Below are 26,243 nucleotides of genomic sequence, written 5' to 3'. Positions count from 1 at the left end.
CCTACAGAACTTATCCACTTGTCTTACAGACCAAAGTTAACAGGCCTTATTGCGCTGACTGAAGCTGAACACAACCTGTCAGGCAAAAGCCCGAAACACTCTGCCGCTAGCCAGTAACTCTTCAGCTGTGCAACATGGCGCGCGTGCCATCCACAAATGGGAATTCCCTTTATGAAACGTTTTCTTAGCATCGCCATGGCGTTGTGCATCGGCCTGACGATGAGCCTCGACGCCAACGCCAAGCGCTTTGGTGGCGGCAAGAGCTCCGGCGCTGCGCCGACTCACCAGACCAGCCAAATGGCTCCTTCTTCTGCTGCAGGCGGCGCTGCTGCCACTGCGGGCGCGGCCGGTGCCGCTGGCGCTGCCGCCAAGGCCGGCGGTGCTTCGCGCTGGCTCGGCCCTCTGGCCGGCATCGCGGCCGGTGGCCTGTTGGCCTCCATGTTCATGGGCGGCGGCTTCCAGGGCATGCAGATCTTCGACATCCTGATCATGGCGGTTATTGCCTTCTTGGTCTTCCGTTTCATCGCCGCTCGTCGTCGCAAGCAGCAGGAGCACATGGCTCCAGCTGGCGCACCGATGCAGCGTGAAGTGTTCGAGCAGAAACCAGCAGCCATGGGTTCGATCTTCGGCGGCTCGGCAGCACCGGTTGCCGCTCGTCCGGTAATCAATGCTCCGGCCTGGTTCAATGAGAAGAACTTCATTGAAGCGGCCCGCAACCACTTCCAGTCCCTGCAGCAACACTGGGACGCCAACGAAATGGACAAGATCGCCGAGTTCGTGACCCCGCAACTGCTGGAGTTCCTCAAGCGCGAACGTGCCGATCTGGGCGACGGTTTCCAGTCCACCTACATTGATAACCTCAATGTTCAACTGGACGGCGTAGATGACCGTGCCGACAAGACCATCGCCACCCTGACCTTCACCGGTGTGTCGAAGACCTCGCGTTTCGACCAGGGCGAAGTGTTCAGCGAAAGCTGGAACATGGAACGTCCGCAGGGCGAGAACCAGCCTTGGCTGGTCGCCGGTATCCGCCAGAACGGCTGATCCCCACTGCGTTAAGCATGCTGTAATGAAAACCCCGGCCTTGGCCGGGGTTTTCTATTTCGCGGTTGCATCTATAGCGAGCTACTGTATAAACCGCCCCAACTAAACCGCGCCATCAAGCAAGAGGATCCCGGACGTGGAAGAAATCATCGAACAACTGCGTGAAGCCAACGAACCGGTACCGGTCCCCTTGGAGTTACCCGACGAAGATCAATTGGTGGAAATCGAAGAACAGCTGTTCATCGACATTCCATTCGTCTTCAGAGAATTTTTGCTGACCGTCAGCGACGTCGTCTACGGCAGCCTGGAGCCGGTGACTGTTACCGACCCGCAATCCCACACCTACCTGCCGGACGTTGCCGCCAACGCCTGGGATGCGGGTGTTGATCGCAGCATGATTCCGATCTGCCAGGACGGTGACAACTACTACCTGGTCGAAGAAGACGGCACCGTGGTGCTGTGGTTGGCCGAAGAAGAGCTGATCGCCGAAGAAACCTGGGAATCGGTGTGGCACTGGGCGCGGGATGTCTGGCTGGAAAGCTAAGACGCCTGACGCGCCACAGGGTTAATGCCCGGACGAATCCTTGTGGTTGTCCAATGTTTCGAGCAACGCCACCTGCATCCGCGTGTGCACGCGGATGAACCAGCGCCAGAGCAGCGCCGCTACAGCGGCCGCGACGACGACGATCAGCACCAGCAACTTGTTGGTCGGCAGAATACTGGCCGACAAGGCTGCCAGCAGCAGGAAAATCACTAGTAGCGAAAGGATCGGGATCACTTCGGCGATCACCCGACGCACTCGCTGCGTGTGGCGGCCGGCCATCTCCGGCTTCACGCCCATCTCCGCCAACAGCATCGAGAGCGCCTTGAGCTTGCGATAGGCGGCGATCAGGAACGGCAGCGACAACAGCAACGCCCCACCCCAGATCAACGCTTTCTGCCAGCTCGGGCCACTGATCCAGTCTTGCAGGTAAGTGGACATGCGCTCGGCGAAATAAGCGCCCGAGAAGAAGATCGCAATCACCAGCGCCAGATTGACGCCCACCTGCAACAGAATCCGCCGAATCATCGACGCCAACAGCGCGCCCTCGCCCTGAGGCTGGATGCTGCGCAGCCATTCGCCGTACATCCCCAATACCCTGCCCAGTCGCTTCGGCACCACCGCGGCAAGCTTGATCGACAGCGGATCAGCCGCGCGGATCAGGTAGGGCGTCAGCAACGTGGTGATCACCGAGACGACTACGGCGACCGGATAAAGGAAGTTGCTGGTGACCTGCAACGTCATGCCCAGCGCCGCGATGATGAAAGAAAATTCGCCAATCTGCGAAAGCCCCATCCCGACGCGAAGTGAGGTGCGTCCATCATTGCCAGCGATAAAGGCGCCAAGACCGCAAGAAAACATCTTGCCCAGCACCACGGCCACGGTGATCACCGCAATCGGCCACGCGTATTGCAGCAGGATCATCGGATCGAGCATCAGCCCAATGGCGACAAAGAAGATCGCACTGAACAGGTCGCGAACCGGTTCGATCAAGCGCTCGATTTTCAGCAATTGCCGGGATTCAGCCATGATCGCGCCAATCAGGAAGGCACCGAGCACCATGCTGTACTCAAGTTTGACCACCAGCAAACAGAAGCCGAAACACAGCCCCAATACAGTGATCAGCAGCATTTCATTACTTTCGAACTTCGCCACGTAAGCCAGCAATCGCGGCACCAACAGGATGCCGATGACCAGTGCGACAATCATGAACAGCGAGAGCTTGCCGACCGTGGAAAACACTTCGCCGGAACTGACCGTGCCGCTGACCGCGATGCTCGACAGCAAGGCGATGATGCCGATGCCGAGGATATCTTCAACGATCAGCACACCGAAAATCAGCTGCGCGAAGCGCTCGTTCTTCATTTTCAGATCGTTGAGCGCCTTGACGATGATGGTGGTTGAGGAAATCGCCAGGATCGCGCCAAGGAACAGCGAGTCCATGGTGTTCCAATCGAACCAGCGACCGATCTCGTAGCCGATCCAGATCATCAGCACGATTTCTAGGAACGCCGCGATGAACGCCGTGGCGCCGACCTTGAACAGCTTGCGCAGGCTGAACTCCAGGCCCAGGCAGAACATCAGGAAAATCACCCCGAGTTCGGCAAGGGTTTTAATGGTTTCTTCATCGTGGATCAGGCTGAACGGCGGGGTGTGCGGACCGATGATGAAGCCGGCGACGATGTAGCCGAGTACCACCGGTTGTTTGAAGCGATGAAACAGCACGGTCACCACACCCGCGATCAACATGATCACTGCCAGATCTTGAATAAAACTGATGGCATGCATGGTGTGGGGCTCCTTAAGGGGGACTTTTGGAGGTTAACACCACGACTTCCGCTGCAAAGGCGGTGCAATATATGGAAACAGATCGATCCGGGCGTGACGGCAGCCACCCGCCCGGCGTCCCGATAACTGTTGGTTTGAAAAAGCTGACAAGGCGCCCGCAGAGGTGCCGCCCTCCCGAAATTCTGCCTTGAACCGTGAGAACGCTATGGAACCCGGAAACGCACAACTGTCGATGACGGTATTGATGACCCCCGACATGGCCAACTTCTCTGGCAATGTCCACGGCGGTACCTTGCTCAAGTACCTCGACGAAGTGGCCTACGCCTGTGCCAGCCGTTATGCCGGCCGCTACGTGGTGACCCTGTCGGTGGATCAGGTGATTTTCCGCGAGCCGATTCATGTCGGCGAACTGGTGACCTTTCTGGCCTCGGTCAATTACACCGGCAACACCTCCATGGAGGTGGGCATCAAAGTGGTGACCGAAAACATCCGCGAGCGCTCGGTGCGCCACACCAACAGCTGCTTCTTCACCATGGTCGCAGTGGATGACGACCGCAAACCGGCTGCTGTCCCGCCACTGCAACCGCAGAACAGCGAAGACAAACGCCGCTACATGCAAGCTCAGCAACGTCGGCAGATTCGTCAGGAACTGGAAAAGCGTTATCAGGACATCAAGGGCGACGCCTGAGCTGTTCAGTGAGCTTGATGTCGTTCGTTAGATAGTCTTCGCGAGCAAGCCCGCTCCCACACGGGATCTGCTGTGAACACAAAATTTGTGTACGACGGAGACCAAATGTGGGAGCGGGCTTGCTCGCGAATGGGTTCAACGCGGAACTCAGAGACTGATCGCCGTCGCCTCGAACCGCACCCGTGGATGGGCAATCCGGTCCTGAGCCCGTACCAGTTCCAGCTCATAGCTGGAGCAAGCCTGGGTTTCCAGCAGCACTTCATGCACCGCCGACGCAGCGAATTCGAAAGCCGCCACCAGGCTATCGCCCAACAGCACGCGAGCCAGAAACAGTCCGGAGGTCAGGTCGCCGACGCCCACCGGCTGACGCGGGAACGCCAGCAGCGGACGGCGCAGATGCCAGCAGTCTTCGGCCGTCACCAGCAACATCTCGAAAACATCCCCCGGTTTACCGGGATAGTCCAGATGCTTGACCAGCACAGCCTTCGGACCACGCGCCAGCAACGCTCGCGCCATGGCCAGGCAATCGAACAACGATTGCGGCTTGCGCCCCGAAAAGCTGTCCAGCTCCAGCTGGTTGGGGCACATGAAGTCCGCCACGGCAGCCGCCTCCTCCAGCAGGAAATCGCTAACTTCCGCGGGCACGCTGCAACCCTTCTCCGGATGGCCCATCACCGGGTCACACAGATACAGTGCCTTGGGATTCATCGACTTGATCCGCGCCACACCTGTCAGGATCGCCCGGCCCTGGGCAGCACTGCCGAGATAGCCGGACAATACCGCGTCGCAGTTGCCCAGCTCGCCAATCGCCGCGATGCCTTCGACCAGATCGGGAATCTGATGCGGCGCCAGCACTTCACCGGCCCATTGGCCGTACTGGGTGTGGTTGGAGAACTGCACCGTATTGAGCGGCCAGACATTCACCCCGACCCGCTGCATCGGGAAAACCGCGGCGCTGTTGCCAGCGTGGCCGAACACCACGTGGGACTGGATGGCGAGCAGATGGGGCGTACGTTTCATGCGGTGAGTTTTCCGTCAAACGATTGAAATTCAAGCCGCGCAGTATGCGACTAAACGCAGCCTGTACGACAGACCGGCGACGCAGTTAAGCTGACACTATCTTGTTGGAGCAACGTGTTGATGCTGACCCTTGGAAATATCTTCGTCCTGATGCTGCTTGCCACCGGTGGCGCGTGGGTGTGGCACAACCATGGCTTGCGCGAGCGTGCGCTGGAGCGGGTCAAGCTGCATTGCGCAAAGCTCGGAATCGAGCTGCTGGACGGCAACGTGGCCTTGAAGAAGATTGCGTTCATTAAAGACGCTAACGGCCGGCGGCGCCTCGCCCGTGTGTATAACTTCGAATTCACCGTGACCGGTGAAAGCCGTCACAACGGCACCATCACCCAGTTCGGCGCTCACAGTGCGCAGATTGAGCTGGCGCCCTACCCAATGCCGTTCGACGACACGCCTGCGGTGACCGATGTAGTGAAACCGCGCGCTGAGGTCATCGAGATGAGCCAGTGGCGGCAAGAACACACTAAATGGCGTCCTTGATTCAAGTCGGGCTCGACCGGCAGTCGGCTAGATCTCTTTGCAATGAATCAACATCCTGCGGCTCACTGAAAATCAGCTCGATGCGCGAATCACGCCGCCATTCGCTGGGCTGCCAGTCCAGCGCCGAGTTTTCCAGCGCATTCGCCGAAACCCACCCGTCGACGCTGTGGATAACCAGTTTCGCCCGCCGCCAGGCAAGGCTTTCAAGCCAACGGCCAACGAGCGTCGCATCGAAAGCCTGACTTGGATGCCAGCGCCACCCAACACTCCAGCCGCCCTCCTGTTCCTGGCTCAAGCAAATTGGCAGCACAGGATCGGTCCAGATGGCCGGCAACTGCGCCAATCCTTTGGGTGCAACAAAGTTATCCACACCCGCTACAGCCTGAACCCCAAACCCCGGCAACTCACTCAATGGCAACGCGGCTTGCTGCGTCCAGTACAACGGACGCGCCGGCAACTGTGCAGCGATTCGCTGGCGATCAGCGTCGTCGATATTTTCGGCTTTATTCATCAGCAATAGCCCGGTGCTCTTGAGCGCTTCCTGTTGCGCCACCGGCAGCGGTTTGCCGGCAGCAAGTGCCTGGGCGTCCAGCACCAGCACGCAGGGTTGAACAGCCAACACGCCTTGCCACGGCGCCTCACTCAATTGCCGGAGCAATTGCGCCGGATGTCCAAGCCCGGAGGGCTCGATGAACAGCCGATCCGGCCGCGCCTTGCGCAGCAAACGCCCGAGGCCGATCTGAAACGGCGCACCATTCACGCAACACAAACACCCCCCGGCCACTTCACCCAGTGCGATACCATCGGTGTCCTGGGTCAGCAACGCAGCGTCGAGGCCAATCTGACCGAACTCGTTGATCAGCACCGCCCAACGCTCATTCGCCGGCCGCTGCGCCAGCAGGTGCTTGATCAGGCTGGTCTTGCCGGCACCCAAGGGGCCAGCAATGACGTGCGTGGGAATATTCTGCAACATGGTCGATGTGTTCTGAGGAGGTAAGGATGCGGTTGATGGGATTGTCGTTGCTCCTGGCGCTCATGTCCGGCGACGCACTGGCCCAGGCTTGCGTGGTACATAGCACGGCAGCGCGACTCGACGTGAAAGTCTGCCAGCAGAACCGCAACATCCCGGAAAAGCTATTCGCCGATGGTTTCTGCCAGCCGAACCTTCCTGGCCAGAAAGTCGAAGTGCAGTACGTCGACCAATGCCCCACCGGTGCGTTCGGCGTGTGCAGCAACGCCCAAGTCGCCAATATGCCTTACCGGCAGGATATTCACTATTACGGCGTAGCCACGGATGCGGCGTATTTGAAGCCGTTTTGCGAAGCCCAGAGCCAGGGAACCTGGCTCAAGCCGTGAGCTGCTAGCTCAGCCAGTCGAGCGTCAGGATCAACCGCCGCTCACCGGACGCAAGCTGTGGCGAGCGATGAATAAGGCCGAAGCCTTCGTTGCCATGCCATTTCTCGCCTTTGAGCAACGCGACTTCGCCGCTGGCGATCTGCTCGATCAGCGGACCGTCCTGGGGTTCGGCTTCGGCGTTGCCCAATTGTCGGCGATCCATCGCACCTTCCTTCAGCCACTGGCTGCCGATCCCGCAATACGTGGTGATCAGCCGCACCGGCACATGATCGACGTGGAAACGCGGGCACATGGCCTTGTCCAGGACCCGCAGGCGCAGGCCGATACGCTTGGCGCCCAGCAAACAGGCGAAAGCACTGACCAGCCAGGAGGCGTCGGCGATGAAACCTTCGTAACCTTCGAGATCACTGAAACCTGAGGCTAATCCATGAAGATTGGGTTCGCTGTCATCGCTGGGCAGTTCCAGGACCAGCGACTCGGCCAACGGCTCGTTCAGGGACAGCAGCAAACGCCCGAAATCAGCGATGTGCGCCGGCAGTTGGCGCTGCCAAACGGTGAGGTTTACGCCGTCATCCAGTATTCGGGTCAACGCTTGCGGCGTCTCACCTTGAACCTGATAAATGATCGGCCGTAGTTTCAGACTGGGTGCCAACATCAGGCTGCAGCCTCTTCATGCCATGGGCCAAATGGATCTGGCAGTAGTCGCCAGCCCTCGATGCCTAACGCCATTTCATCGTCGGTCAGCAGGCAACTGTCGAGTTCAGCGGTGAGTTGCGCGAAGTCGATGTTCTGGCCGATGAACACCAGTTCCTGGCGGCAATCGCCAGTGGTTGCGGTCCAGTTTTCCATGATCCCGGCGGTGCTTTCTTCGTCCTGCGGCCACTGGGTTTTCGGCACGAAACGCCACCAGCGTCCGGCGAAACCATGGCGCATCAATCCACCGGCCTGAGACCAGCTGCCGGCGTCCATGTGCTTGCTGGCCAGCCAGAAGAAACCCTTGGAGCGCAGCAGTTTGCCGTTCACCCACGGGCGGTCGATGAAGCTGAAAAAGCGCTGCGGATGAAACGGTCGGCGGGCTCGGTAGGCTGTCGAGGCGATGCCATATTCCTCGGTTTCCGGCACGTGTTCGCCACGCAGTTCCTGTAACCAGCCCGGCGCCTGCGCGGCCTTTTCGAAGTCGAAACGGCCGGTATTGAGGATCTTCGCCAAGGGAATTTCACCCATGACCATCGGGATAATTTCCGCCTGGGCGTTAAGCCGCTCAAGGATCGCGATCAGCTCCTGGCGTTCGCTGCTGCTGATCAAGTCGATCTTGCTGATCAGAATCACGTCGGCGAATTCGATCTGCTCGATCAACAGGTCGGTGATCGAGCGTTCGTCCTCTTCACCCAAGGTTTCACCACGGGATGCGAGGCTTTCGGCGGCCTGATAATCGAGCAGGAAGTTCATGCCATCGACCACGGTGACCATGGTGTCGAGCCGGGCGATGTCGGCCAGGCTCTGCCCTTCTTCATCGCGGAAGGTGAAGGTTTCCGCCACGGGCAGCGGCTCGGAAATGCCTGTGGACTCGATCAATAAATAATCAAAGCGACCCTCCTTGGCGAGTTTGCTCACTTCTTCCAACAAGTCTTCGCGCAAGGTGCAGCAGATGCATCCATTGCTCATCTCCACCAGTTTTTCTTCCGCGCGGTTCAGGCTGACATCGCGCTGGACTTCGCCGCCATCGATGTTGATTTCGCTCATATCATTGACGATCACGGCGACGCGCAGCTTCTCGCGATTGCGCAGCACGTAGTTGAGCAGCGTACTTTTGCCAGCGCCGAGAAAGCCCGACAGGACGGTTACGGGGAGACGATTGGGCATCAGGTATTCCTCACAGAGATGCCCGGTTGCAGTGTCGGGCTTAAGTTGATGTTATAGTATAACAACACAATCAAGCCACTCTCCTCTTGCCCACGATGACAAAGGGCACGATGCTCACGCCCGTTCGGTCCATGAGAAATCCTATGCGTGTAGCCCTGAAAATAGCGCTGATGAGCGTTTCGCTGCTGGTCGCTGTCGATGCCTGGGCGCAAATTCCGAGCCTGGCCAAATGCACCCGAAGCGCCAATCTGCTGGCCTGCGTGGATGGCGACGGCAACGCCTACAGCGTCAACACCGTCGGAAACACGATCTATCTGCGGGGTTTCGAAGCAGCCGGAAAACGCCATTGGGCGCAGACCAACAGTCGCTACGGACAACTCACGTTCTTCACTGGGCTCGCTTCCGATGGCGAGGCCTGGGTCGGCTACAACCGTCGCGTCGGCTGGACCACGATCAATCGGTTTTCCAGTTCCGGTGGCAGCAGTGGCAAGTTCACCTGTAGCCGAATTACGGGATGTTAGGCCTGGGATTTTTTCTGCTCTTGCTGCCAAGCGATGTAGCTGTTTACCGGCGGATTTTTCTGGAAATAGCGCTGTAAACCTTCGAATAAACCATCGGCTACGGCCTGCTGGTGGCGCGCGGTGACCAGTCGCTGACTGTCGCGAGCGTTGGAGATGAAGCCGGTTTCCACCAGGATCGACGGCACGTCCGGCGACTTCAGCACCGCAAATCCCGCTTGTTCCACACGCTTCTGATGCAATGTGGTGATGCCAGCCAGACTGCCGAGCACCGTGCTGCCCAACTGCAAACTGGCGGCGAGGGTTGCGTTCATCGACATGTCGAGAATCACCCCGGCGAGCATCGGGTCCTTGTCCTTGAGGTTGAGCAGGCTGGTAGCGCCCAGCAGGTCTGCGCCGTTCTCTCGTTGCGCCATGAAACGCGCCGTCGCCGACGTTGCTCCACCCTCGGACAGGCAGTAGACCGAAGCGCCCGACGCGGTGAGACGCGGCGCCGCATCGGCATGCACCGAGATGAACATGTCGGCGTTGTGCTTGCGAGCGATCTCCACACGCTTGCGCAACGGGACGAAGAAGTCGTCGTTGCGCACCAGTTTCACGTCGAAGCCCTTCTCGCGTTTCAGCCGTTTGGCCAATAGCTGGGCGATGGACAGCACCACGTCTTTCTCACGCTCACCTTTGGCGCCGACCGCGCCGGGGTCTTTGCCGCCGTGACCGGGGTCGACCACGACGATGATGTCGCGCTTGGGGTGAGCCTTGTCGATCGACGCCTCGGGCGCAGCCGCCATTTGTAACGGAGCAGCAGTCTTCAGATCGAGTACCAGTCGATGTCCCTGACCGTCCTGTGGCGGCAGCAAAAAACTGGCGAGCTGCACCGGGCCGCTGAGGTCGAGGACGATCCGCGTATCGCCAACGCCAAATTGTCCGGAGCGGATAGAGCGAATCACAGTGTTGCTGAGCGCCAACTGACTGAAGTCGCCACTGAGGCTGGCGCCACTCAGATCGATGATCAGCCGTTCTGGAGCGCTCAGGGAAAACGTCTTGTATTGCACCGGCCCGCTCAGATCGAACACCAATCGCAACTTGTCATCCGAACGCCAGAGCCGCGCATTGCGAATTTGTGTGGCCGAGACGCCAAACGGTAAAGCGAAGGCCGCGCTGGCCAGGATCAAGTTCAACAACTGACGTCTGTGCATGATGAAAGCCTGTTCATGAAAAAGGCATGGTCGATTTTAATGTAATAACATAACATACAGAATCGACTCCCACGATGGACCTGCTCATGAATGCGCTGACTCTGCCGGATATCGCCGCGCAGGCCTCACGCCAAGCCCTGCCACTCGACTGGGTGGGCATGTGCGGCATTGCTCTTCCTGTTTTATTCGATGGCCAACGAATGAGTGCAAAGGCCGATGCGGGCGTTAGCCTCGACGATGGAGAGGCGCGCGGTATTCATATGTCGCGGCTGTACTTGGCGCTGGAAATGCTTGAGGGAGAAAACCTGACACCCGCCTTGTTGCGGCAAGTTTTGCAAAGTTTTCTCGAGACGCATGAAGGTCTGTCCAACAGCGCGTACTTAAAAATCCACACCGATTTACTGTTAAAAAGACCGGCGCTGGTCAGTCCATTGGCCGGCTGGAAAACCTATCCAGTAAGCATCGAAGCACGTTTGAAAAACGCAATGTTCCACGTGGAACTAAAAATCGACGTGCCTTATTCCTCGACTTGCCCGTGTTCGGCCGCGCTTTCCCGGCAGTTGATTCAACAGCAATTCATCGATGACTTCGCCAACAAGCCGTTGCAACACGCCGACGTATTGACTTGGCTCGGCTCCACAAAAGGCATCGTCGCAACGCCTCACAGCCAACGGAGCACTGCGAGATTGCGGCTTCGAGTGGATGACTACCTGGATGACTTGCCGCTGATCGCGATCATCAACGACGCCGAAGCAGCCCTCGGCACCGCCGTACAAACCGCCGTAAAACGCGCCGACGAACAAGCCTTCGCGTTGGCCAACGGTCAGAACCTGATGTTCTGCGAAGACGCCGCCCGCCGTTTGAACCTGGCGCTGAAACGCTCCCCTGGCATCAACGCCTTCCACCTACGAGTCGTCCACGCGGAAAGCCTCCACGCCCACGATGCCGTCGCCGAAAGCCGTTGGAACTGGGAGGCCGCATGATTCATTGCCAAGCCTTGCGATGGGGCGCACCTGGCCAGCCACTGACTCCACCCGTGGATTTCGAACTGGCCAAAGGAAGTCTGACCGCCGTAATCGGTGCGAACGGTTCCGGTAAAAGCAGCCTGCTGAAAGTCATCGCGGGTTTGCAAAAACCGCTGACCGGCAAAGTCATCCTGGAGGTTCCACGCAAGGGCAAGCTCTCGTTCCTGCCTCAGCAACAACACCTGGACCGCCAATTCCCCATCAGCTTGCAAGAGTTAGTCGCCGCCGGTTTCTGGGGTAGCACGCAGTCTCCCGAGATACGCAGACAACGCCTCAAAGCCGTACTGGAAAACTGGTGCCTGAGCGGACTGGAACAGCGCCCGTTGATGGCCTTGTCCGGCGGCGAATTACAGCGTGCCCTGCTCGCCCGTTTGAGCCTCGCGGATTCGCCACTGCTGTTGCTCGACGAACCCCACGCCGCCCTCGACGAACTCGGTCAGGCGCTGCTCTGGAAACACATCCACGCCTGGCATGCCGAAGGCCGAACCCAGCTGATCGTGTGCCATGACCTGGCCGCCGTTCGCCAACACATTCCTCAAACGTTGCTGATCAAAAGCACCGGCTGCGTCATCGGGTCGAGCGTTGATCTGATCCATCAACAACCACATGCGCGGGTGGCCTGATGCTCGCGGCCGCTCATCTTTGGCAACCGTTCCACGAGTTCGTGTTTATGCGCCGAGCGCTGCTGGGTGGATTGGTCCTGGCGTGCAGCACGGCACCGTTGGGCGTGTTTTTGATCCTGCGACGTATGAGCCTGATCGGCGACGCCGTGGCTCACGGCATTCTGCCGGGGGCCGCTTTGGGCTTCTGGTTCGCCGGATTGAGTCTGCCGGCGCTGACCGTCGGCGGCCTCGGTGCCGGTCTCGGCATGGCTGGACTCGCCGCCTGGATCACCCGTCGCACCGGCCTGCGGGAAGACGCCAGTCTCGCCGCGATCTACCCGATATCCCTTGCCTGCGGTGTGCTGATCCTCGGCATCGCCGGCAAACGTCTGGACCTGTTGCACCTGTTGTTTGGCTCGGCCCTGGCAGTCGATGGCCCGACGTTGACCGGTATGCTCTGGGTCTCCGGCTTCAGCCTGATCGCCATGGCGTTCATCTACAAACCACTGTTGCTGGACACCCTCGACCCACTCTTTCTGCAAACCGTCAGCCGACTTGGTCCCTTGGCTCACGGCGTATTTCTAACCCTGGTGGTGCTGAATCTGGTGATCGGTTTTCAAGCCATCGGCGCGCTGATGGTGGTCGGTTTGATGATGTTGCCCGCCGCCGCTTCTCGCTTCTGGAGTCGTCGCTTACCGACGTTGATGGCCATCGCCGCCCTGCTCGGCTGCCTCTCGGTGTGGCTCGGACTGTTGCTGTCGTTCTACTACTCACTGCCCAGTGGCCCGGCGATCGTGCTGGTGGCTGGCGGTTTGTATCTGCTGTCCGTGGTGTTCGGATCGGTGCACGGTTTGCTGCGCCGCCCGCCTTTGCTCACATCCCAATGAGGTGTTACCCGATGCGCGTTCTACTCGTGCTGTTCAGTTTGCTGCTGTCGATGTCGCTGTCTGCTGCGGAAAAACTTCAGGTAGTCACCAGTTTCAGCATCCTCGCGGACATGACCCATCAAGTCGGCGGCGACCATATCCAGATCACCAACATGGTCGGCCCGGATGCCGATGCTCACACGTACGAGCCGACCCCGGACGACGCCAAGGCGTTGCTCAAAGCCAAACTCATCATCAAAAACGGCTTGGGTTTCGAGCCTTGGCTGGACCGTCTGGTGACCAGCACCGAGACCAAAGCGCCATTGATCAGCGCGAGTCGCGGCGTCATCCCGCGCTCCCTGGATGAAGATGGCGAGACGATTCCCGACCCGCACGCTTGGCACAATCTGGCGAACGCTGAGCTGTATATCAGCAACATCACCAAGGCGCTGATCGCCGCTGACCCGACGAACAAAGCCGACTACGAACGCAACAGTCAGACCTACCTGAAACAGATCTACGCGCTGCTTGCCGACGCCAAGGTCAAACTCGGTTCGCTGCCACCGGGCAATCGCAAAATCGTGACGTCCCATGACGCCTTCGGTTATCTCGGTCAGGCTTATGGCATCGACTTCATGGCCCCTCAAGGCCTGTCCACCGAGCGCGAACCGTCAGCCGCCGAAGTCGCTGCGCTGATCACCCAGATACGCCAAGCCAAGGTCAAAGCCGTATTCATGGAAAACATCAAGGATGCACGCCTGCTCAAGCAGATTGCCGATGAAAGCGGCGCGCACATCGGTGGCACGTTGTACTCCGATGCGCTCGCGGCGACCGGGCCGGCCAGCACCTTCGTCGGGTTGTTCGAGTACAACCTCAACACCCTGTACAACGCGTTGAGCAAGCCATGATCCGCAAGAATCCTTCCGGTGATTTGCCGGTGATAGCGGAATCTGCCTACGTGGATAAAACCGCCATCATCTGCGGCAAAGTGGTGATCGGCGAGAACGTCTTCGTCGGTCCTTACGCGGTGATTCGTGCCGATGAAGTGGATGCCTCAGGCGAGATGGAGCCGATCACTATTGGCGCCAACTCGAACATCCAGGATGGCGTGGTGATCCATTCCAAATCCGGCGCGGCAGTGACCATCGGCGAGTTCAGCTCCATCGCCCACCGCTCGATCGTTCATGGTCCGTGCAAGGTCGGCGACCGGGTGTTTATCGGGTTCAACAGCGTGCTGTTCAACTGCGCAGTCGGTGACGGTTGCGTGGTGCGGCACAACTCGGTGGTCGATGGTCGCGACTTGCCCGAAGACTTCTACGTGCCCTCCACCACCCGCATCGGCCCGAAGACAGATCTGTCGCAGTTCCCACCGGTGAGCATCAGCGCCTCGGAGTTTTCCGAGGACGTGGCGCGCACCAACGTCGATCTGGTGCGCGGCTACAAAGCCCTGCAGAACGAGTTCTGACCATGAGCAGCTTGCTGATTCGCAATGCCCGGTTGGTGAACGAAGGTAGGGAGTTTGACGGTGATCTGTTGGTGAGCAACGGTCGAATCGTGAAGATCGCCAGCAGCATCCACGGTGAAAATGCCGACGTGGAAATCAATGCACAAGGGCAATGGCTGCTGCCCGGAATGATCGACGACCAAGTGCATTTCCGCGATCCAGGCTCGCCAGACAAAGGCAGCTTCTACACCGAATCGCGGGCGGCGGTGGCCGGTGGCATCACCAGCTTCATGGACATGCCCAACACCCATCCGGCGACCCTGACCCTCAGCGCACTGGCCGACAAAAAGCGCCGAGCGGCGATCAACTCCGTCGCCAATTACGGTTTTCATTTCGGCGTGAGCAACGACAATCTCGATACCGTCGCCAGGCTAAACCCCTGTGAAGTCGCCGGCGTCAAAGTGTTCATGGGCGCCTCTACCGGCAACATGCTGGTCGATGACCCAAAGATTCTGGAGCGGCTATTCGCCGAGGTGCCGACCCTTTTATTGGCCCACTGCGAACACACGCCCAGCATCGACGCCAACGCCGCGAACCTGCGTGACTTGTTCGGTGAACACATTCCAGCTGCGGCCCACCCGCTGATCCGCAACGCCGAGGCCTGCTTTCGCTCCTCCTCAATGGCCGTGGACCTGGCCAGGCGTCACGGCACCCGACTGCACGTTCTGCACCTGACCACCGCCCGCGAACTGGCGTTGTTCGAAGACAAGCCGCTGGCCCAGAAACGCATCACCGCCGAAGTCTGCCTGCACCACTTGCTGTTCGATGACCGGGATTACCCGAGCCTCGGCAACCTGATCAAGTGTAACCCGGCGATCAAAACCCAGGCCGACCGCGATGCCTTGCGCGAAGCATTGCTGAGCCATCGGCTCGACGTGATCGGCAGCGATCACGCGCCACACACCTGGGCTGAAAAACAGCGGCCGTACAGTCAGGCGCCTTCCGGTTTGCCGTTGGTGCAACACGCCCTGCCCGCGTTGCTGGAACTGGTCGCGGATGAAGTGTTGCCGATCACTACGCTCGTCGCAAAAACCAGTCACCGGGTCGCCGATCTGTTCGCCATTCCCGACCGAGGTTATCTGCGCGAAGGCTATTGGGCCGACCTCGTTCTGATCAAACCGGAACCTGGTGGCGTCGCCGTTTCCCAGCAGCCGATCCTGTCTCAATGCGGCTGGACACCTTTTGCCCGCAAGCGTTTCCGCCACAGCGTCAGCACCACGATCGTGTCGGGGCAAATTGCCTGGCACGACAAACGTCTTAATGACAACTGCCTGGGTTTACCACTACGGTTTATGCGCTAGCACTCGAGAGCACCGACATGATTCACATCACCCTGAGCGATGGTTCATTGCGTGAATACGACCAGCCACTGTCGGTGTACGAGCTCGCCGCGAGTATCGGACCCGGACTGGCAAAAGCAGCGGTGGCCGGCCGAGTGGACGGCATCCTGGTGGACTGTGAGTTCATGATCGAGGCCGATGCCCGGGTCAGCATCGTCACGCCTCAAGAGCCCGATGGGCTGGAGATCCTGCGACGCTCCTGCGTGCTGATGCTGGCCATGGCCGTTAAACAACTCCATCCACAGGTGCAACTGCACGCAGGAACAGCGCTGGGCGACGGGTTCTTTCATGAGTTTTCTGCCGAGCGATCCTTAACGCAGACAGACCTGCCACTGATCGAGGCTCGCATGCAGGCGCTGGCGGCGACTAATCATTCGATTCGCCGTCAAGGAAAGACATCGCTGTACCGCCTGGGGAACTTCGAATCTACGACCGCTGGCCCGCATGTCCCTGCGACCAGAGTGCTGCAAGCGTTCACCCTCGACCACATCAGCGATACGTTGCCGCAACGGATTTACGGTACGTGCTGGTCCTGCCAACAGGAGCTCGATAACTGGCGGACACCACCACACGTCATGATCGTCAGCATGGACGAACGTCAGGCGGATTATGCGCAGTCGGTGACCGAGGCATTGCGCAGAAGTGGCGTGCGCGCCCGCGCGGATCTGCGTCACGAGAAAGTCCGCCAAAAGATTCGCGAGCACAGTCAGCACGTGCCGTATCTGGTGGTGATCGGGGAGAAAGAAAAAGCAGGCGGGTTTGTCAGTGTGCGCAGCCGCACTGGGGAGGATTTCGGCAGGATGAGCGTTGAAACGGTGTGTGAGTGGTTGAATCAGGCCCGCTCCCACACGGTCATGTAGGTCGCGGGCCTGCTGGCGAGCTTTTAAGCTCTTGGCTTGACGGTCCCGCAATCCTGCCCCAACCACACGGCGCGGCTATCGAGGCTGCCCTTCTGCTGAATGCCGGTAGCATTGAACGTGCCGTTAACCTTAGTGGTGAACTCACGATCACTGAGGAAAGTGGCGACACCGGTGCCCTGCGCTTTCGGACAGCTGAAGCGGAATTTCCACTGATTCCCGGTGCGGTCGGTGATTTCCTGCTTGCAGCCCGACTGCGGATCGGTCAGCGGAATGTCGTTAGTCTTCACTTGTTCCGGCGTCAAGCAAGCCCGAATCCCTTTGCCGCCCATGGTGATGCCCTGCTTTTCGAGCTGCGCGCGCTGTTGAGGGGTCATCTGGCTCTGTATCTGGCCAAGGATCAGCTGTAAATCCGGGAGATTCTGGTCATCGACCTTCATGTTGCTTGTGGTCATTTCCCACAAACCGGGCTGCAACATCTGCGCCTGAGCGGCCACAGGAAGTGACAAACCAACAGCCATGGCCAAACCCAGCAGACGAACGTTCATCGAGTAACTCCTGATCAGTTGTGGCCGTTAGACGTCAGCGAGTGGCTTCGGTTCATGGGCCAATTAAATAGCGACATTCTGCACGGAACATGGTCTGTTAAGCATTGAATCTTCAGGAGCAAGGCTGCCCCCATGGATTACTTTGGACCGCATATTTTTGGCTATATGATTGCACTGCTTCACACGCTGGGCCTGATCGCTGCCATCCACGCCGTGCTCACCGTCCGGACCGCCCAGGGATCGATTGCCTGGGCCCTGTCGTTGCTGTTTATTCCCTACCTCACACTCATCCCCTATCTGGTCTTCGGCCGCAGTACCTTCGATGGCTACATCAAGGCTCGGCGCCAGGCCAACGAAGAAATGCGCAAAGCAATCTCCGAGCTCAACTGGCGCCCTTGGGTAGAAGAGGCGCTGACCGCTCGCGCCTCAAATGCTTACGCGTCCTTGAGGGCCATGCCGAAACTGGGGCGCATGCCGTGCCTGGCGAACAACGAAGTGCGTTTGCTGATCGACGGCCAGGCCACCTTCAACGCCATTTTTGAAGCCATCAGCAACGCGAAGGAAGCAGTGCTGATTCAGTTTTTCATCATCCACGACGATCGCCTTGGCCAACGCCTGCAAACCTTGCTGCTGCAGAAAGCCGCCGAAGGCGTAGCGGTCTATTTATTGTACGACCGCATCGGCAGCCATTCCCTGCCTCACAGTTACGTGCAACCGTTACGCGATGCCGGCGTCGAGGTCAAAGCCTTTGCCACCCGTAGCGGCTGGCTCAACCGCTTCCAAGTCAACTTCCGCAACCACCGCAAGATTGTGGTAGTCGATGGAGTGCTGGGTTTCGTCGGTGGGCACAACGTCGGCGACGAATACATGGGCGAGAAACCACCCCTCGCGCCGTGGCGCGATACCCATGTGCAAGTACGCGGGCCGGTGGTGGCCTGCATGCAGGAATCTTTTGCAGAAGACTGGTTTTGGGCCGCCCGCTCATTGCCGCCGCTGATCCTGCCGGACGTTTACCCGGACGACGGCGTACTCTGCCAATTGCTCGCCAGCGGCCCGGCGGATTCCTACGAAACCTGTTCGTTATTCTTCGTTGAAGCCATTCATGCCGCCACCGAACGGGTGTGGATCACCAGCCCGTATTTCATCCCCGACGAAGCCGTGTTCGCTGCGTTAAGGCTGGCAGTTCTGCGAGGCGTGGATGTGCGGCTGCTGCTGCCCTCACGACCGGACCACCGGATCGTCTACGCCGCCTCCAGCCTTTATGCCTTCGAAGCCGTGCGCGCCGGCGTGCGGGTGTTCCGCTACGAGCCGGGATTCCTGCATCAGAAAGTGGTATTGATCGACAGTGAAATCAGCGCCATTGGCAGTGCCAATCTGGACAACCGCTCGTTCCGGCTGAATTTTGAAGTGATGTTGCTGACAGTCGACAGCGCGTTTGCCGCCGAAGTAGAACAAATGCTCAACGATGACTTCGCCCAGGCTCACGAGATCGCCAAAGAAGAAAGCCGGGAGACCCGTCGCCTGCAACAGGTCGGCATGCGGGTCGCCCGGCTTATTTCGCCGATACTTTAAGGGTTGTAGATATCGTCTCGCGTCCATGGCAGTTCATGGCTGCCATCGGGGTGAGCTTTCACCGCGAGAATCTGGTGCAGATTGATCCAGCCCTTGGCGAACGCGTAAGCGCATCCCGCCAGGTACAGCCGCCAGATCCGTAAGGCCTGCTCTGGTACCAGCCTGGAAGCCGCTTCCAGATTGTCTTCCAGGCGTTCACTCCAGTGGTCCAGGGTACGCGCGTAGTGCAGGCGCAGACTCTCGACGTCGACGATCTCCAGCCCTGCTTCACTGATCTCGGCAGAGATCATCGATAGATGCGGCAGCTCGCCATTGGGGAACACATATTTCTCGATGAATTCGCCGGCACCGCGCCCCACCGGACGGCCGTCGATGTGTTTGGCGGTAATCCCGTGGTTCATCACCAGGCCGCCCTCTTTCACCGCACCGAACAAGGTGTTGCAGTACTCGGCCAGATTGGCGTGGCCAACGTGTTCGAACATGCCGACACTGACCACTTTGTCGAAGCGACCGTCCTGAGGCAGGTCGCGGTAGTCGAGCAGTTGCAGTTCGACCAGATCGTCCAGGCCTTCGGCAGTCACCCGTTCACGGGCAAGTGCCAGTTGCTCTTTACTGAGGGTGATCCCGAATACCTTCGCGCCAAACTCCCGAGCCGCATACCGCGCCAGTCCGCCCCAACCGCAGCCGACATCCAGCAGATATTCCCCTGGTTGCAGCCGCAGCTTGCGGCACAAGTGACGGAATTTGGCTTGCTGAGCTTGCTCCAGCGTTTCACTGCCGGTCTCGAAATAGGCGCAGGAATACGCCATGTCACTGTCGAGCCACAGTTGATAAAACGCGTTGGAAAGGTCGTAGTGGTAGGAAATCGCCTTGGCGTCGGCTTCTTTGTCGTGAGCGGTGCGCACCGGTTGACTGTCTTGATCACCGAGCAACGCCTGACTCCACTCATCGCAGACGCGGATCACGTCACTGATGGAGCCTTCCAGCTCAAGTTTACCTTCGACAAACGCCGCTCCGAGCGCGTCCAGGCTTGGGTGAGTGAACTGGGTAACCATTTGTGGGTCCTTGACCACAATAGTGACGCTAGGCGTCGGCCCCAGATTGAATTCATGGCCGTCCCAGAGTCGCAGGCGTAGCGGTAACTGCAGATTCTGTAAGGCCGGAGGAAGATGCGCGAGCATGGATAGACCCTCTTGTTTCAGACGTCTGATGTGAGGGTAGCCCATCCTTGAAAAATAGCTGGCTATCGAATTAATAGCCCTTTTCTATAATTCGTAACGCTCGAACCCACCGTCGCGAATTCACAAAAGTGATTGCCCTCACCTAGATGACTACGAATTCGTCGTACAGTTCTGAAAACTTGAAATCGCCCGTGTTCATGCTGTTTAGAGCATTCACCCGGCGTACTCAATCCTCATCCTCAAGCTTGAGCAATGGTTCCTGAAAACGCAGTAAACGCCCGGCATTCCCCAACACCAGCAAGGTGCTGAAGTTGTGCAGCAGCGCAGCAATCATCGCGCCCGCAGCACCGAGCCAGCCGAAGGCGGCGAAGGCTACAATCGCCAACGTCCAGCCCAGACCGATGATCACGTTAACCTGCAACGTGTGCCGGCATTGGCGACTCAAACGCACACATGTACCGAGTCGACGCAGGTCGCTGCCGATCAGGACGATATCGGCCGAGGCCAGCGCGATGTCCGCCCCGCCCGCGCCCATCGCCACGCCGACCACACCGGCCTTGAGCGCCAGCGAATCGTTGATCCCATCTCCCACGACCATCGGCCGGAAGCCGCTGCCGATTTCCTTCAGCACGCGATTGAGTTTGTCCTCGGGCAACGCTTGAGCTTCAACGTCGCTGATCCCGACATCACGCGCCAATGTGTGCGCGACGCTTTGCCGATCACCTGTCAGCAGCAACTGCCGGCCCAACCCCAATTCGCGTAGCTCGCTCAATGCAAATCGAGCCTCGGGTTTGACGCTGTCGGCCAGCAGCAGCCAGGCGAGGAACTCACCGTTGAGCGCCAGTCCGGCAATCGGGCCATCGTGGTCGGGGACACTTGAAGTGGCGATGCCCAATTGCGCGAATAACTCTGGACGACCAAGCGCCGCCTCGCCCTGCTCCGTCATCGCCACCACGCCCAGCCCCTGACGTTCGTGGATGTCGGAGAGCAGCAGAAAATGTTCCTGGGTGACCAACCCGGCGAGCGCGCGGCTGACCGGATGACTGCTGGCAGAACCGAGGCTGGCAGCGAGTTTAAGGACGTGGCTGCGATCCTCGATTGGGCTGTCGATGGATTGCAAACGCAAGGTGCCGAAGGTCAGGGTTCCGGTCTTGTCGACCACCAGTGAAGTCAGGTCTGCCAACTCTTCGAGGAACGCGGAGCTGCGAATCAGAATCCCGTGACGAGCCGCCACCGCCACCCCGGCAATCGCCGTGGCCGGCGCGGACAACACCAATGCACAAGGACAGGCCGCCACCAACACCGCGAGCATGGCCTGAGCATCGTTAGTGACGAACCAGGTCACGGCGGCCAGCAGCAACACCAGCACCATGTAGCTGCCGGCGTAGCGTTCCAGCAAACGCGTGATCGGTGGTTTGGAACGCTCGGCACTTTGCATCAGCGCGATGACTTTGCCGAGGGTCGACTCATTGCCAGTGCGGGTCACCTCGATGCGCAGCAGACCGTCGAGGTTGATCGCGCCGCCGAAGACTTGCATGCCGACGCCTGCCTCCATCGGCACCGATTCGCCAGTAATCGAAGCGGTGTCCAGGCTCGCCTGACCGGACAACACCCGACCATCCGCCGGCACCCGATCACCCGCGCGCACCTCGACGAGGTCGCCGGCCTTGAGTGTGCCGTTATCGACTTCGACGATGGAGCCGTCGGCCTGAACTTTGCGCGCATGGCTGCGAGTCAGTTTGCCGAGGGCGCGAATCGCCTCCTGGGAACCGATCACACTGCGCTCTTCCAGCACGTGGCCAAAGATCATGATGATCGGCAGCAACGCCGCGGTCAGCAGATCACCCGTGGCCCACGCCCCGAGCATGGCCAACGCGATCAATTGATCCGTGATCCCGTGCAAGCTCGGATAACGCAGGCTGTACCAGGCGGAACGCATCACGGGCACGGCCACCAGTAACGAAGCAAAGCCCAGCAGCAATTGACTGACGCCCGTCTGCTCCGGCGACAACCAGCGCCAGGTCAGGCCGAGCGCAAGCAGGCCCAATGCGAGCATGGCCAGGGTCAATTGCCGGGCGGCGCTGCGTTGTTCAGCCGAGGACAACATGCTCGGTGCGGCGGCGGTTTGGGTGGTCATTGAGCAGCTCCCTGAATGATCAGGCGGGAATCGTCTTTCGGATTGACCGTGGTCACCGAGCCGGCCTGACCGAGAATCTTCGGCATTCGCTCGCGGTAGATGCGCAGCAGCATTTGCGGGTCGGTGCCCTGCTGCTGCGCCTTGGCCAGGCTCAATACCGTGGCCGTGTCCGCCGAGGCTTTGGCCAGCCGCTCGCTCGCTTGGGCGTGAGCGACTTGCAGCGTGCGATCGGCTTGTTCGTTGGCGGTCTGAGTCAGTTTCTCGGCTTCAGTGCGCGCATTGGCTACGGCTTTATCGGCTTGTTGACTGGCGGTCAGAACAGCGTTGAAGGCGTTGACCGCTGGCCCGGGCAGACTCGATTGCACGTCGACTCGCGCCACTTCTATTCCTAATCCCTGCCCGGTCGCGGTCAGGTCAGCCAGGCGCTGATTGATGCCTTGCACCAGATCACCGCGTAGACGTTCACGTCTTTCGGCAGCCTGTTTATCCGCGCCGATGAGTTCCGGTCGCGCCACTAGAATGGTGTCCAGATCTCGCGCTGCCGTGAGCGCCACCGCGCTGCGAGTCACCAATCGATCCAATGCCGGCAACACATGTTCGCCTTGAAGAACGAAGGCGTACGGCTCGGTGACTTTGTAGAAAACCCGCACATCCAGTTGCACCACGCCCGCGTCACCGGTGAGCAAATAACCCGAGCCGGCGAGTGCATCGCTGATCGGTGTGGCGAAACTCGCTGCCCGGTCTGCCTGCAACGCGGCATCGGTGCGCAGCAGATTTTCCACCCGACGCTCAATCACCCGGTCCGCCGCGGGCAACAAAATCACCTGCTCAAACGGGCGGGGCCAGGCCAATAGCAAGCCAGCATTCTGGATGCGATCCAGCGCGCCGAAGTGCAAAACCACCGCGCGATTTTGCGGATCGATCTGCCGCACATTGGATAACGCCCACACCAAAGCGGCTAGCACTGTCACGGCGTAAAGGGCCAAAAAAGCCAATCGTCCCGCCTGAATCCAGGGACTGCTTAACTCATTTGTTCCACGTGGAACTAATTTCATGGCTGCGACCCGGACTTGTTATCAAGGGTCGGTGGACCGTCAACCAACACCCGGAACGGCGCGGCATCGGTGCGCAAAATCAGTTTGGTGCCGGGCGTGACGATGGTGCCCAGTGTGTCGAGGGAGCGCAGCAGGTTGTAGAGCTGAGGCGACCCGACATAGGCGCGGCCATAAATCTGCGCGGCTTCAACGCGCGATTGTGCTTCGATGTCCGCCGCTTTTACCGTGGCGTCGGCCTGCACGATGCGCGCGTCACGCTCGGCAGCGGAGCGGATTTGCGCCGCTTCGCGCTTGCCGATGGCCGTGCGTTCGGTGGCGATTGTTTCACGCTCGGCACGCATGCGATCGACCGTAGCGGTGAGGGTTACCGACGGTAAAGTCAGACGCTCGATGCCGACTTGCACCACCCGCACACCATAAGTCGTGAGCAGCTGCTGATCGATTTGCTGACGCAACTGCGCTTCAAAATCAGCGATGTGAACTTGATTGGCGTCGGTATTCACCAGGTTAGCCAGATCAAAACTGCTGGCCGTGGTTTCCAGAGCCGAACCCACAAACGTACGAATCTGCCGCGCTGCTTCGTCCGGCTGATTCTGTACAGCACGCATGAAGCGTTGCACGTTGTCCGGATCGCCCTGAACCTGCCAGGCCACATAAGCCTGAACGATGATGCGCAAACCGTCCCGCGTACCCACGTCCTGTAAACCACTCGAGGTCGTGCGCAGTCGCAGATCGACAGGAATCGCCGCTTCAAAAGGAGCAGGCCAACGCCAGCCAAGACCTGGTTCCAGCAATACCCGCGATGGATTACCAAAACGGGTGATCACCGTCGCCTCCCCCGAACGCACTTGCACCAGGCTCGCTGCCGCGATGGCGAACGCCACCAGCAACGCTGCCCAACCCATTCGCCGCCATGGGAACGGGCCCGCTTCTTGGGGATCACCGTGGTGGTGATGGCCGTGGTGATGCCCGCCATGGCCGTGATCGTGATCGTGATCGTGATCGTGGCCAGTGTGGTCATCGTGATCGTGAGTGTGCGACTGGCTCAATTGGCAGCTCCTGGCTGAGCGGTTTTACGCGCCGGCGCAAGGTCAGCCGGCAGCGTGAACGTACGTAAGTCGATAGTCGGCGCATTACTGTTGCCGCCCAGACGATGATCAAGCACCAACAACCTGGCATTGGCCAGGCCCTGGGACAGTTGGCTGAAGTACTGCTCCAGCACGAAGGCCTGGCCGGCGCTGGCGTAGGCCTTTTGTTCGGCGCTGAACCGCAGATCTGCCGCTTGAGCGGTAGCGTTGATTTCACGAGCGCTGGCCGTTGCTTGATCGCGAGCGATGCTGGCCTGCAATTGCGCCTGGTTGGTGGCCTCCGCCGCCGCACCACGCTCGCGGGAAATTAATGCCTGGGCGCCAATCTGCGCAGCCTGAACGCCGTGATAGGCATTGGCAGCACCGGCCGGCGGATGAATCGCCTCGACCACGGTGGCGAGAATTTCCACGCCGCTGTCGAGTTTCTGCAAGTCCGCCTGTACCGCCCGACCAATCTCTTCGGCGAGCCCTACCCTGTCTTCACCGAGCAAACCGTCGAGGGTTCGCGAGGCGAAATCGTGGACCAGAATTCGGCTGGCGGTGCTGCGGATCAGCGTCGGGACATCAGCGCTGTTGTAGGTTGCGGCCAACGCCGCTTGATCACTCAGACCGATGCGGTAGACGAAACGCACGTCCATGTTGACGATCTGGAAGCTCTGCTTGTCGGCTCGGCTGCTGGCGATAACTTGGGATTTGTCGTTCACATGGCTGGCGTCCCACAAGCGATTGGCAATCGCGGGCGCCGGGCCTTCGGCGGGTTCGGCCACCACCGGCGCCGGTGTGTCGCCAACACTGGTGGCCAACTCGTGGACCACACCGTTCTCGACGCTCAACACTCGGCCCAGCGGCCAGGGCAAACCTGCGTGCAAACCGGGACCGAACACCTCCACCGGTTTGCCGAATCGCTCGTAGATGCCCCGCCCTTGCATGGGGATTTCGTGAATGCCGGTCAGTGACCAACCCACAATCGAGACCACGGCCAGCACCGGCAAAAAAGCCCGACGCATGTAGGTGAAGGCCCAAATCTGCCGCAGGTCGATACCGAAGCGGTTGTGCAATTCGTGCTGCAACGCCAGCAAAGGTTGCGGCGGCCAACGCAGCATGTCGGCGACGAAGCTGCGCGCCAGCAAGGCAGGTTCGAGTTGTTCGCGCTGCGGACTGAACAACGACAGCAGGGCGCGCAACAGCAGCTCGGCGGCGACCAACCCTGGCAGCAAGCCAATCAGTACCGCCAGACGCACCGGCCATACCGAGGTTTCGCTACCCAACAACAGGCACAAAGCGCTGAGCACCAGGCCAATGATCGCCACCCGTGTCAGCTGCGCCAACGACGCAGCTTCGGGCCATTGCGCGACGTTTTCCTGCGCCAGTTGTCGCTCCAGCACCAGCAAACCGAAGGCCAGCAACAACGACAGCGCCGCACCGACACTGGCCGACAATCCCAGTGCGGTCGGCGCCAGTGCAAGGTTCCAGATTTGTTCGATGCTCAATAACGTCAGCAGCGACCAACCCGCGAGCCACAGCGTCGGGGCGCCGATCTGCACCAGCATTCGCAGCCATCGCTGGCTGAGCCGATCCAGCAGCCGTTCGTACCAGCCCACCGGGGCAACGACTTCGTCAGCAACGACGACCTGCACGACCGGGTTCAACACCCGCGCGCGCCACTGCGTCACCCACCAGGCCGATTGCAAACCGGCGACCAGCACCAGCAAACCGGCGCTCTGATTCACCAGCAACGCGGGCCAGAGCGACTGCGGCGCAAACAGCCCGACAAAAAACGCCAGCAACCAACCTGTCGCCGCCAGAGCGCCCAGACCGATTGCGAACTGACGCAATCGTCGCCCTTGAAAAACCGCCTGCTGGAAACGCGGCAGCCCGGCTACTTGCGTCCCATCGACATCGAGATCGACTTGCATACCA

26 protein-coding genes are annotated in these 26,243 nt (G+C 59.7%); 14 read left to right on the top strand and 12 right to left on the bottom strand.

Translation table 11 applies throughout. From position 1 onward, the window contains the following. Positions 1-171: 171 nt before the first annotated feature. Together ACSQ87_RS00895 and ACSQ87_RS00890 are read left to right on the top strand one after the other, a co-directional pair. Positions 172-1,044, top strand: a complete 873-nt coding sequence (locus ACSQ87_RS00895) for a Tim44 domain-containing protein (protein ID WP_348131669.1) — start codon at positions 172-174, stop codon at positions 1,042-1,044. A gap of 136 nt (positions 1,045-1,180) precedes the next feature. After that, positions 1,181-1,588 (top strand): SMI1/KNR4 family protein, encoded by a 408-nt coding sequence (locus ACSQ87_RS00890; RefSeq protein WP_008156656.1) that lies wholly within the window; start codon positions 1,181-1,183, stop codon positions 1,586-1,588. A 21-nt stretch (positions 1,589-1,609) separates the two neighbouring features. On the opposite strand, the gene ACSQ87_RS00885 is transcribed toward ACSQ87_RS00890, so the two are convergent. After that, positions 1,610-3,373 carry a cation:proton antiporter gene (locus ACSQ87_RS00885; protein WP_436273180.1) on the bottom strand — a complete coding sequence of 588 codons (1,764 nt, stop codon included), beginning with the start codon at positions 3,371-3,373 and terminating at the stop codon, positions 1,610-1,612. Between the two features lie 205 nt (positions 3,374-3,578). On the opposite strand from ACSQ87_RS00885, the gene ACSQ87_RS00880 reads away from it, so the two are divergent. Continuing rightward, positions 3,579-4,061 carry an acyl-CoA thioesterase gene (locus tag ACSQ87_RS00880; protein ID WP_223431321.1) on the top strand — a complete coding sequence of 161 codons (483 nt, stop codon included), beginning with the start codon at positions 3,579-3,581 and terminating at the stop codon, positions 4,059-4,061. A 147-nt stretch (positions 4,062-4,208) separates the two neighbouring features. Here the strand turns inward: ACSQ87_RS00880 and pdxY are convergent, their stop codons facing one another. Beyond that, positions 4,209-5,081 (bottom strand): pyridoxal kinase PdxY, encoded by an 873-nt coding sequence (gene pdxY / locus ACSQ87_RS00875; protein ID WP_436273179.1) that lies wholly within the window; start codon positions 5,079-5,081, stop codon positions 4,209-4,211. Between the two features lie 120 nt (positions 5,082-5,201). Here pdxY and ACSQ87_RS00870 point away from each other — a divergent pair, with 120 nt between their 5' ends. After that, the gene (locus tag ACSQ87_RS00870) at positions 5,202-5,615 is read left to right on the top strand and encodes a DUF3301 domain-containing protein (protein WP_223431322.1); all 414 of its coding nucleotides are present in this window, start codon (positions 5,202-5,204) and stop codon (positions 5,613-5,615) included. Between the two features lies 1 nt (position 5,616). Here ACSQ87_RS00870 and ACSQ87_RS00865 read toward each other — a convergent pair whose 3' ends face one another. Continuing rightward, entirely contained in the window at positions 5,617-6,588 is a 972-nt protein-coding gene (locus ACSQ87_RS00865; RefSeq protein WP_223431323.1) for a CobW family GTP-binding protein, read from the bottom strand. A gap of 26 nt (positions 6,589-6,614) precedes the next feature. Between ACSQ87_RS00865 and ACSQ87_RS00860 the strand changes: the two genes are divergently transcribed. Continuing rightward, positions 6,615-6,971 carry an NADH:ubiquinone oxidoreductase gene (locus ACSQ87_RS00860; protein WP_436273178.1) on the top strand — a complete coding sequence of 119 codons (357 nt, stop codon included), beginning with the start codon at positions 6,615-6,617 and terminating at the stop codon, positions 6,969-6,971. A 4-nt stretch (positions 6,972-6,975) separates the two neighbouring features. Here ACSQ87_RS00860 and ACSQ87_RS00855 read toward each other — a convergent pair whose 3' ends face one another. Beyond that, the gene (locus ACSQ87_RS00855; protein WP_436273177.1) at positions 6,976-7,626 is read right to left on the bottom strand and encodes a DUF1826 domain-containing protein; all 651 of its coding nucleotides are present in this window, start codon (positions 7,624-7,626) and stop codon (positions 6,976-6,978) included. Then, the gene (gene zigA / locus ACSQ87_RS00850) at positions 7,626-8,834 is read right to left on the bottom strand and encodes a zinc metallochaperone GTPase ZigA (RefSeq protein ID WP_223431325.1); all 1,209 of its coding nucleotides are present in this window, start codon (positions 8,832-8,834) and stop codon (positions 7,626-7,628) included. The genes ACSQ87_RS00855 and zigA overlap by 1 nt, the downstream gene beginning before the upstream one ends. Before the next feature lie 143 nt (positions 8,835-8,977). Here zigA and ACSQ87_RS00845 point away from each other — a divergent pair, with 143 nt between their 5' ends. Then, positions 8,978-9,355, top strand: a complete 378-nt coding sequence (locus ACSQ87_RS00845) for a glutamine synthetase (protein WP_436273176.1) — start codon at positions 8,978-8,980, stop codon at positions 9,353-9,355. Here the strand turns inward: ACSQ87_RS00845 and ACSQ87_RS00840 are convergent. Then, positions 9,352-10,548: an N-acetylmuramoyl-L-alanine amidase gene (locus ACSQ87_RS00840; protein WP_436273175.1), complete on the bottom strand. Its 1,197-nt coding sequence runs from the start codon at positions 10,546-10,548 to the stop codon at positions 9,352-9,354. The two genes, ACSQ87_RS00845 and ACSQ87_RS00840, sit on opposite strands and share 4 nt — an antisense overlap. An 86-nt stretch (positions 10,549-10,634) precedes the next feature. Between ACSQ87_RS00840 and folE2 the strand changes: the two genes are divergently transcribed. Genes folE2 through ACSQ87_RS00805 form a run of 7 tightly spaced genes read left to right on the top strand, consistent with a single transcriptional unit; the run spans position 10,635 to position 16,745 of the window. Then, positions 10,635-11,531 carry a GTP cyclohydrolase FolE2 gene (gene folE2, locus ACSQ87_RS00835; protein WP_436273174.1) on the top strand — a complete coding sequence of 299 codons (897 nt, stop codon included), beginning with the start codon at positions 10,635-10,637 and terminating at the stop codon, positions 11,529-11,531. After that, positions 11,528-12,196 (top strand): metal ABC transporter ATP-binding protein, encoded by a 669-nt coding sequence (locus ACSQ87_RS00830; protein WP_436273173.1) that lies wholly within the window; start codon positions 11,528-11,530, stop codon positions 12,194-12,196. The genes folE2 and ACSQ87_RS00830 overlap by 4 nt, the downstream gene beginning before the upstream one ends. Next, entirely contained in the window at positions 12,196-13,062 is an 867-nt protein-coding gene (locus ACSQ87_RS00825; protein ID WP_436273172.1) for a metal ABC transporter permease, read from the top strand. Before ACSQ87_RS00830 ends, ACSQ87_RS00825 begins: the two co-directional genes overlap by 1 nt. 11 nt (positions 13,063-13,073) lie before the next feature. Continuing rightward, positions 13,074-13,949, top strand: a complete 876-nt coding sequence (locus ACSQ87_RS00820) for a metal ABC transporter substrate-binding protein (protein ID WP_436273171.1) — start codon at positions 13,074-13,076, stop codon at positions 13,947-13,949. Continuing rightward, positions 13,946-14,506: a DapH/DapD/GlmU-related protein gene (locus ACSQ87_RS00815; protein WP_436273170.1), complete on the top strand. Its 561-nt coding sequence runs from the start codon at positions 13,946-13,948 to the stop codon at positions 14,504-14,506. The genes ACSQ87_RS00820 and ACSQ87_RS00815 overlap by 4 nt, the downstream gene beginning before the upstream one ends. A gap of 2 nt (positions 14,507-14,508) precedes the next feature. Continuing rightward, complete coding sequence (locus tag ACSQ87_RS00810) at positions 14,509-15,846, top strand: dihydroorotase (protein ID WP_436273169.1); 1,338 nt, start codon at positions 14,509-14,511, stop codon at positions 15,844-15,846. A 17-nt stretch (positions 15,847-15,863) separates the two neighbouring features. Next, positions 15,864-16,745, top strand: coding sequence for a His/Gly/Thr/Pro-type tRNA ligase C-terminal domain-containing protein (locus tag ACSQ87_RS00805; RefSeq protein WP_436273168.1), 882 nt, complete (start codon positions 15,864-15,866; stop codon positions 16,743-16,745). A 23-nt stretch (positions 16,746-16,768) separates the two neighbouring features. Here ACSQ87_RS00805 and ACSQ87_RS00800 read toward each other — a convergent pair whose 3' ends face one another. Further along, positions 16,769-17,290 carry a DUF3617 domain-containing protein gene (locus tag ACSQ87_RS00800; protein WP_150657752.1) on the bottom strand — a complete coding sequence of 174 codons (522 nt, stop codon included), beginning with the start codon at positions 17,288-17,290 and terminating at the stop codon, positions 16,769-16,771. Positions 17,291-17,422: 132 nt separating this feature from the next. Here ACSQ87_RS00800 and cls point away from each other — a divergent pair, with 132 nt between their 5' ends. Further along, positions 17,423-18,862, top strand: coding sequence for a cardiolipin synthase (gene cls / locus ACSQ87_RS00795; protein ID WP_223431336.1), 1,440 nt, complete (start codon positions 17,423-17,425; stop codon positions 18,860-18,862). Here cls and cfaB read toward each other — a convergent pair. The 5 genes from cfaB to hflK (ACSQ87_RS00770) form a co-directional block, all read right to left on the bottom strand. Beyond that, positions 18,859-20,043, bottom strand: coding sequence for a C17 cyclopropane fatty acid synthase CfaB (cfaB, locus tag ACSQ87_RS00790; protein ID WP_223431337.1), 1,185 nt, complete (start codon positions 20,041-20,043; stop codon positions 18,859-18,861). The genes cls and cfaB overlap by 4 nt on opposite strands. A gap of 226 nt (positions 20,044-20,269) precedes the next feature. Continuing rightward, entirely contained in the window at positions 20,270-22,180 is a 1,911-nt protein-coding gene (locus ACSQ87_RS00785) for a cation-translocating P-type ATPase (protein ID WP_223431338.1), read from the bottom strand. Further along, positions 22,177-23,235, bottom strand: a complete 1,059-nt coding sequence (gene hflK, locus ACSQ87_RS00780; RefSeq protein WP_223431339.1) for a protease modulator HflK — start codon at positions 23,233-23,235, stop codon at positions 22,177-22,179. Before hflK (ACSQ87_RS00780) ends, ACSQ87_RS00785 begins: the two co-directional genes overlap by 4 nt. Beyond that, complete coding sequence (gene hflC, locus ACSQ87_RS00775) at positions 23,232-24,284, bottom strand: protease modulator HflC (RefSeq protein WP_436273167.1); 1,053 nt, start codon at positions 24,282-24,284, stop codon at positions 23,232-23,234. The genes hflK (ACSQ87_RS00780) and hflC overlap by 4 nt, the downstream gene beginning before the upstream one ends. Further along, positions 24,281-26,239 (bottom strand): protease modulator HflK, encoded by a 1,959-nt coding sequence (gene hflK / locus ACSQ87_RS00770; RefSeq protein WP_436275069.1) that lies wholly within the window; start codon positions 26,237-26,239, stop codon positions 24,281-24,283. The genes hflC and hflK (ACSQ87_RS00770) overlap by 4 nt, the downstream gene beginning before the upstream one ends. Positions 26,240-26,243 lie beyond the last annotated feature (4 nt).

This window comes from Pseudomonas sp. LjRoot277, from assembly GCF_964253845.1.
Lineage (GTDB): Bacteria > Pseudomonadota > Gammaproteobacteria > Pseudomonadales > Pseudomonadaceae > Aquipseudomonas.
This window is presented reverse-complemented; position numbering and strand designations above follow the sequence as displayed.

Excerpts from the sequence above, each read along its gene's own strand:
- ACSQ87_RS00895 (WP_348131669.1), top strand. The coding sequence starts at position 172 with ATGAAACGTTTTCTTAGCATCGCCATGGCGTTGTGCATCGGCCTGACG.
- ACSQ87_RS00885 (WP_436273180.1), bottom strand. The coding sequence starts at position 3,373 with ATGCATGCCATCAGTTTTATTCAAGATCTGGCAGTGATCATGTTGATC.
- ACSQ87_RS00880 (WP_223431321.1), top strand. The coding sequence starts at position 3,579 with ATGGAACCCGGAAACGCACAACTGTCGATGACGGTATTGATGACCCCC.
- pdxY (WP_436273179.1), bottom strand. The coding sequence starts at position 5,081 with ATGAAACGTACGCCCCATCTGCTCGCCATCCAGTCCCACGTGGTGTTC.
- ACSQ87_RS00870 (WP_223431322.1), top strand. The coding sequence starts at position 5,202 with ATGCTGACCCTTGGAAATATCTTCGTCCTGATGCTGCTTGCCACCGGT.
- ACSQ87_RS00865 (WP_223431323.1), bottom strand. The coding sequence starts at position 6,588 with ATGTTGCAGAATATTCCCACGCACGTCATTGCTGGCCCCTTGGGTGCC.
- ACSQ87_RS00860 (WP_436273178.1), top strand. The coding sequence starts at position 6,615 with ATGCGGTTGATGGGATTGTCGTTGCTCCTGGCGCTCATGTCCGGCGAC.
- ACSQ87_RS00855 (WP_436273177.1), bottom strand. The coding sequence starts at position 7,626 with ATGTTGGCACCCAGTCTGAAACTACGGCCGATCATTTATCAGGTTCAA.
- zigA (WP_223431325.1), bottom strand. The coding sequence starts at position 8,834 with ATGCCCAATCGTCTCCCCGTAACCGTCCTGTCGGGCTTTCTCGGCGCT.
- ACSQ87_RS00845 (WP_436273176.1), top strand. The coding sequence starts at position 8,978 with ATGCGTGTAGCCCTGAAAATAGCGCTGATGAGCGTTTCGCTGCTGGTC.
- ACSQ87_RS00840 (WP_436273175.1), bottom strand. The coding sequence starts at position 10,548 with ATGCACAGACGTCAGTTGTTGAACTTGATCCTGGCCAGCGCGGCCTTC.
- folE2 (WP_436273174.1), top strand. The coding sequence starts at position 10,635 with ATGAATGCGCTGACTCTGCCGGATATCGCCGCGCAGGCCTCACGCCAA.
- ACSQ87_RS00830 (WP_436273173.1), top strand. The coding sequence starts at position 11,528 with ATGATTCATTGCCAAGCCTTGCGATGGGGCGCACCTGGCCAGCCACTG.
- ACSQ87_RS00825 (WP_436273172.1), top strand. The coding sequence starts at position 12,196 with ATGCTCGCGGCCGCTCATCTTTGGCAACCGTTCCACGAGTTCGTGTTT.
- ACSQ87_RS00820 (WP_436273171.1), top strand. The coding sequence starts at position 13,074 with ATGCGCGTTCTACTCGTGCTGTTCAGTTTGCTGCTGTCGATGTCGCTG.
- ACSQ87_RS00815 (WP_436273170.1), top strand. The coding sequence starts at position 13,946 with ATGATCCGCAAGAATCCTTCCGGTGATTTGCCGGTGATAGCGGAATCT.
- ACSQ87_RS00810 (WP_436273169.1), top strand. The coding sequence starts at position 14,509 with ATGAGCAGCTTGCTGATTCGCAATGCCCGGTTGGTGAACGAAGGTAGG.
- ACSQ87_RS00805 (WP_436273168.1), top strand. The coding sequence starts at position 15,864 with ATGATTCACATCACCCTGAGCGATGGTTCATTGCGTGAATACGACCAG.
- ACSQ87_RS00800 (WP_150657752.1), bottom strand. The coding sequence starts at position 17,290 with ATGAACGTTCGTCTGCTGGGTTTGGCCATGGCTGTTGGTTTGTCACTT.
- cls (WP_223431336.1), top strand. The coding sequence starts at position 17,423 with ATGGATTACTTTGGACCGCATATTTTTGGCTATATGATTGCACTGCTT.
- cfaB (WP_223431337.1), bottom strand. The coding sequence starts at position 20,043 with ATGCTCGCGCATCTTCCTCCGGCCTTACAGAATCTGCAGTTACCGCTA.
- ACSQ87_RS00785 (WP_223431338.1), bottom strand. The coding sequence starts at position 22,180 with ATGACCACCCAAACCGCCGCCGCACCGAGCATGTTGTCCTCGGCTGAA.
- hflK (WP_223431339.1), bottom strand. The coding sequence starts at position 23,235 with ATGAAATTAGTTCCACGTGGAACAAATGAGTTAAGCAGTCCCTGGATT.
- hflK (WP_436275069.1), bottom strand. The coding sequence starts at position 26,239 with ATGCAAGTCGATCTCGATGTCGATGGGACGCAAGTAGCCGGGCTGCCG.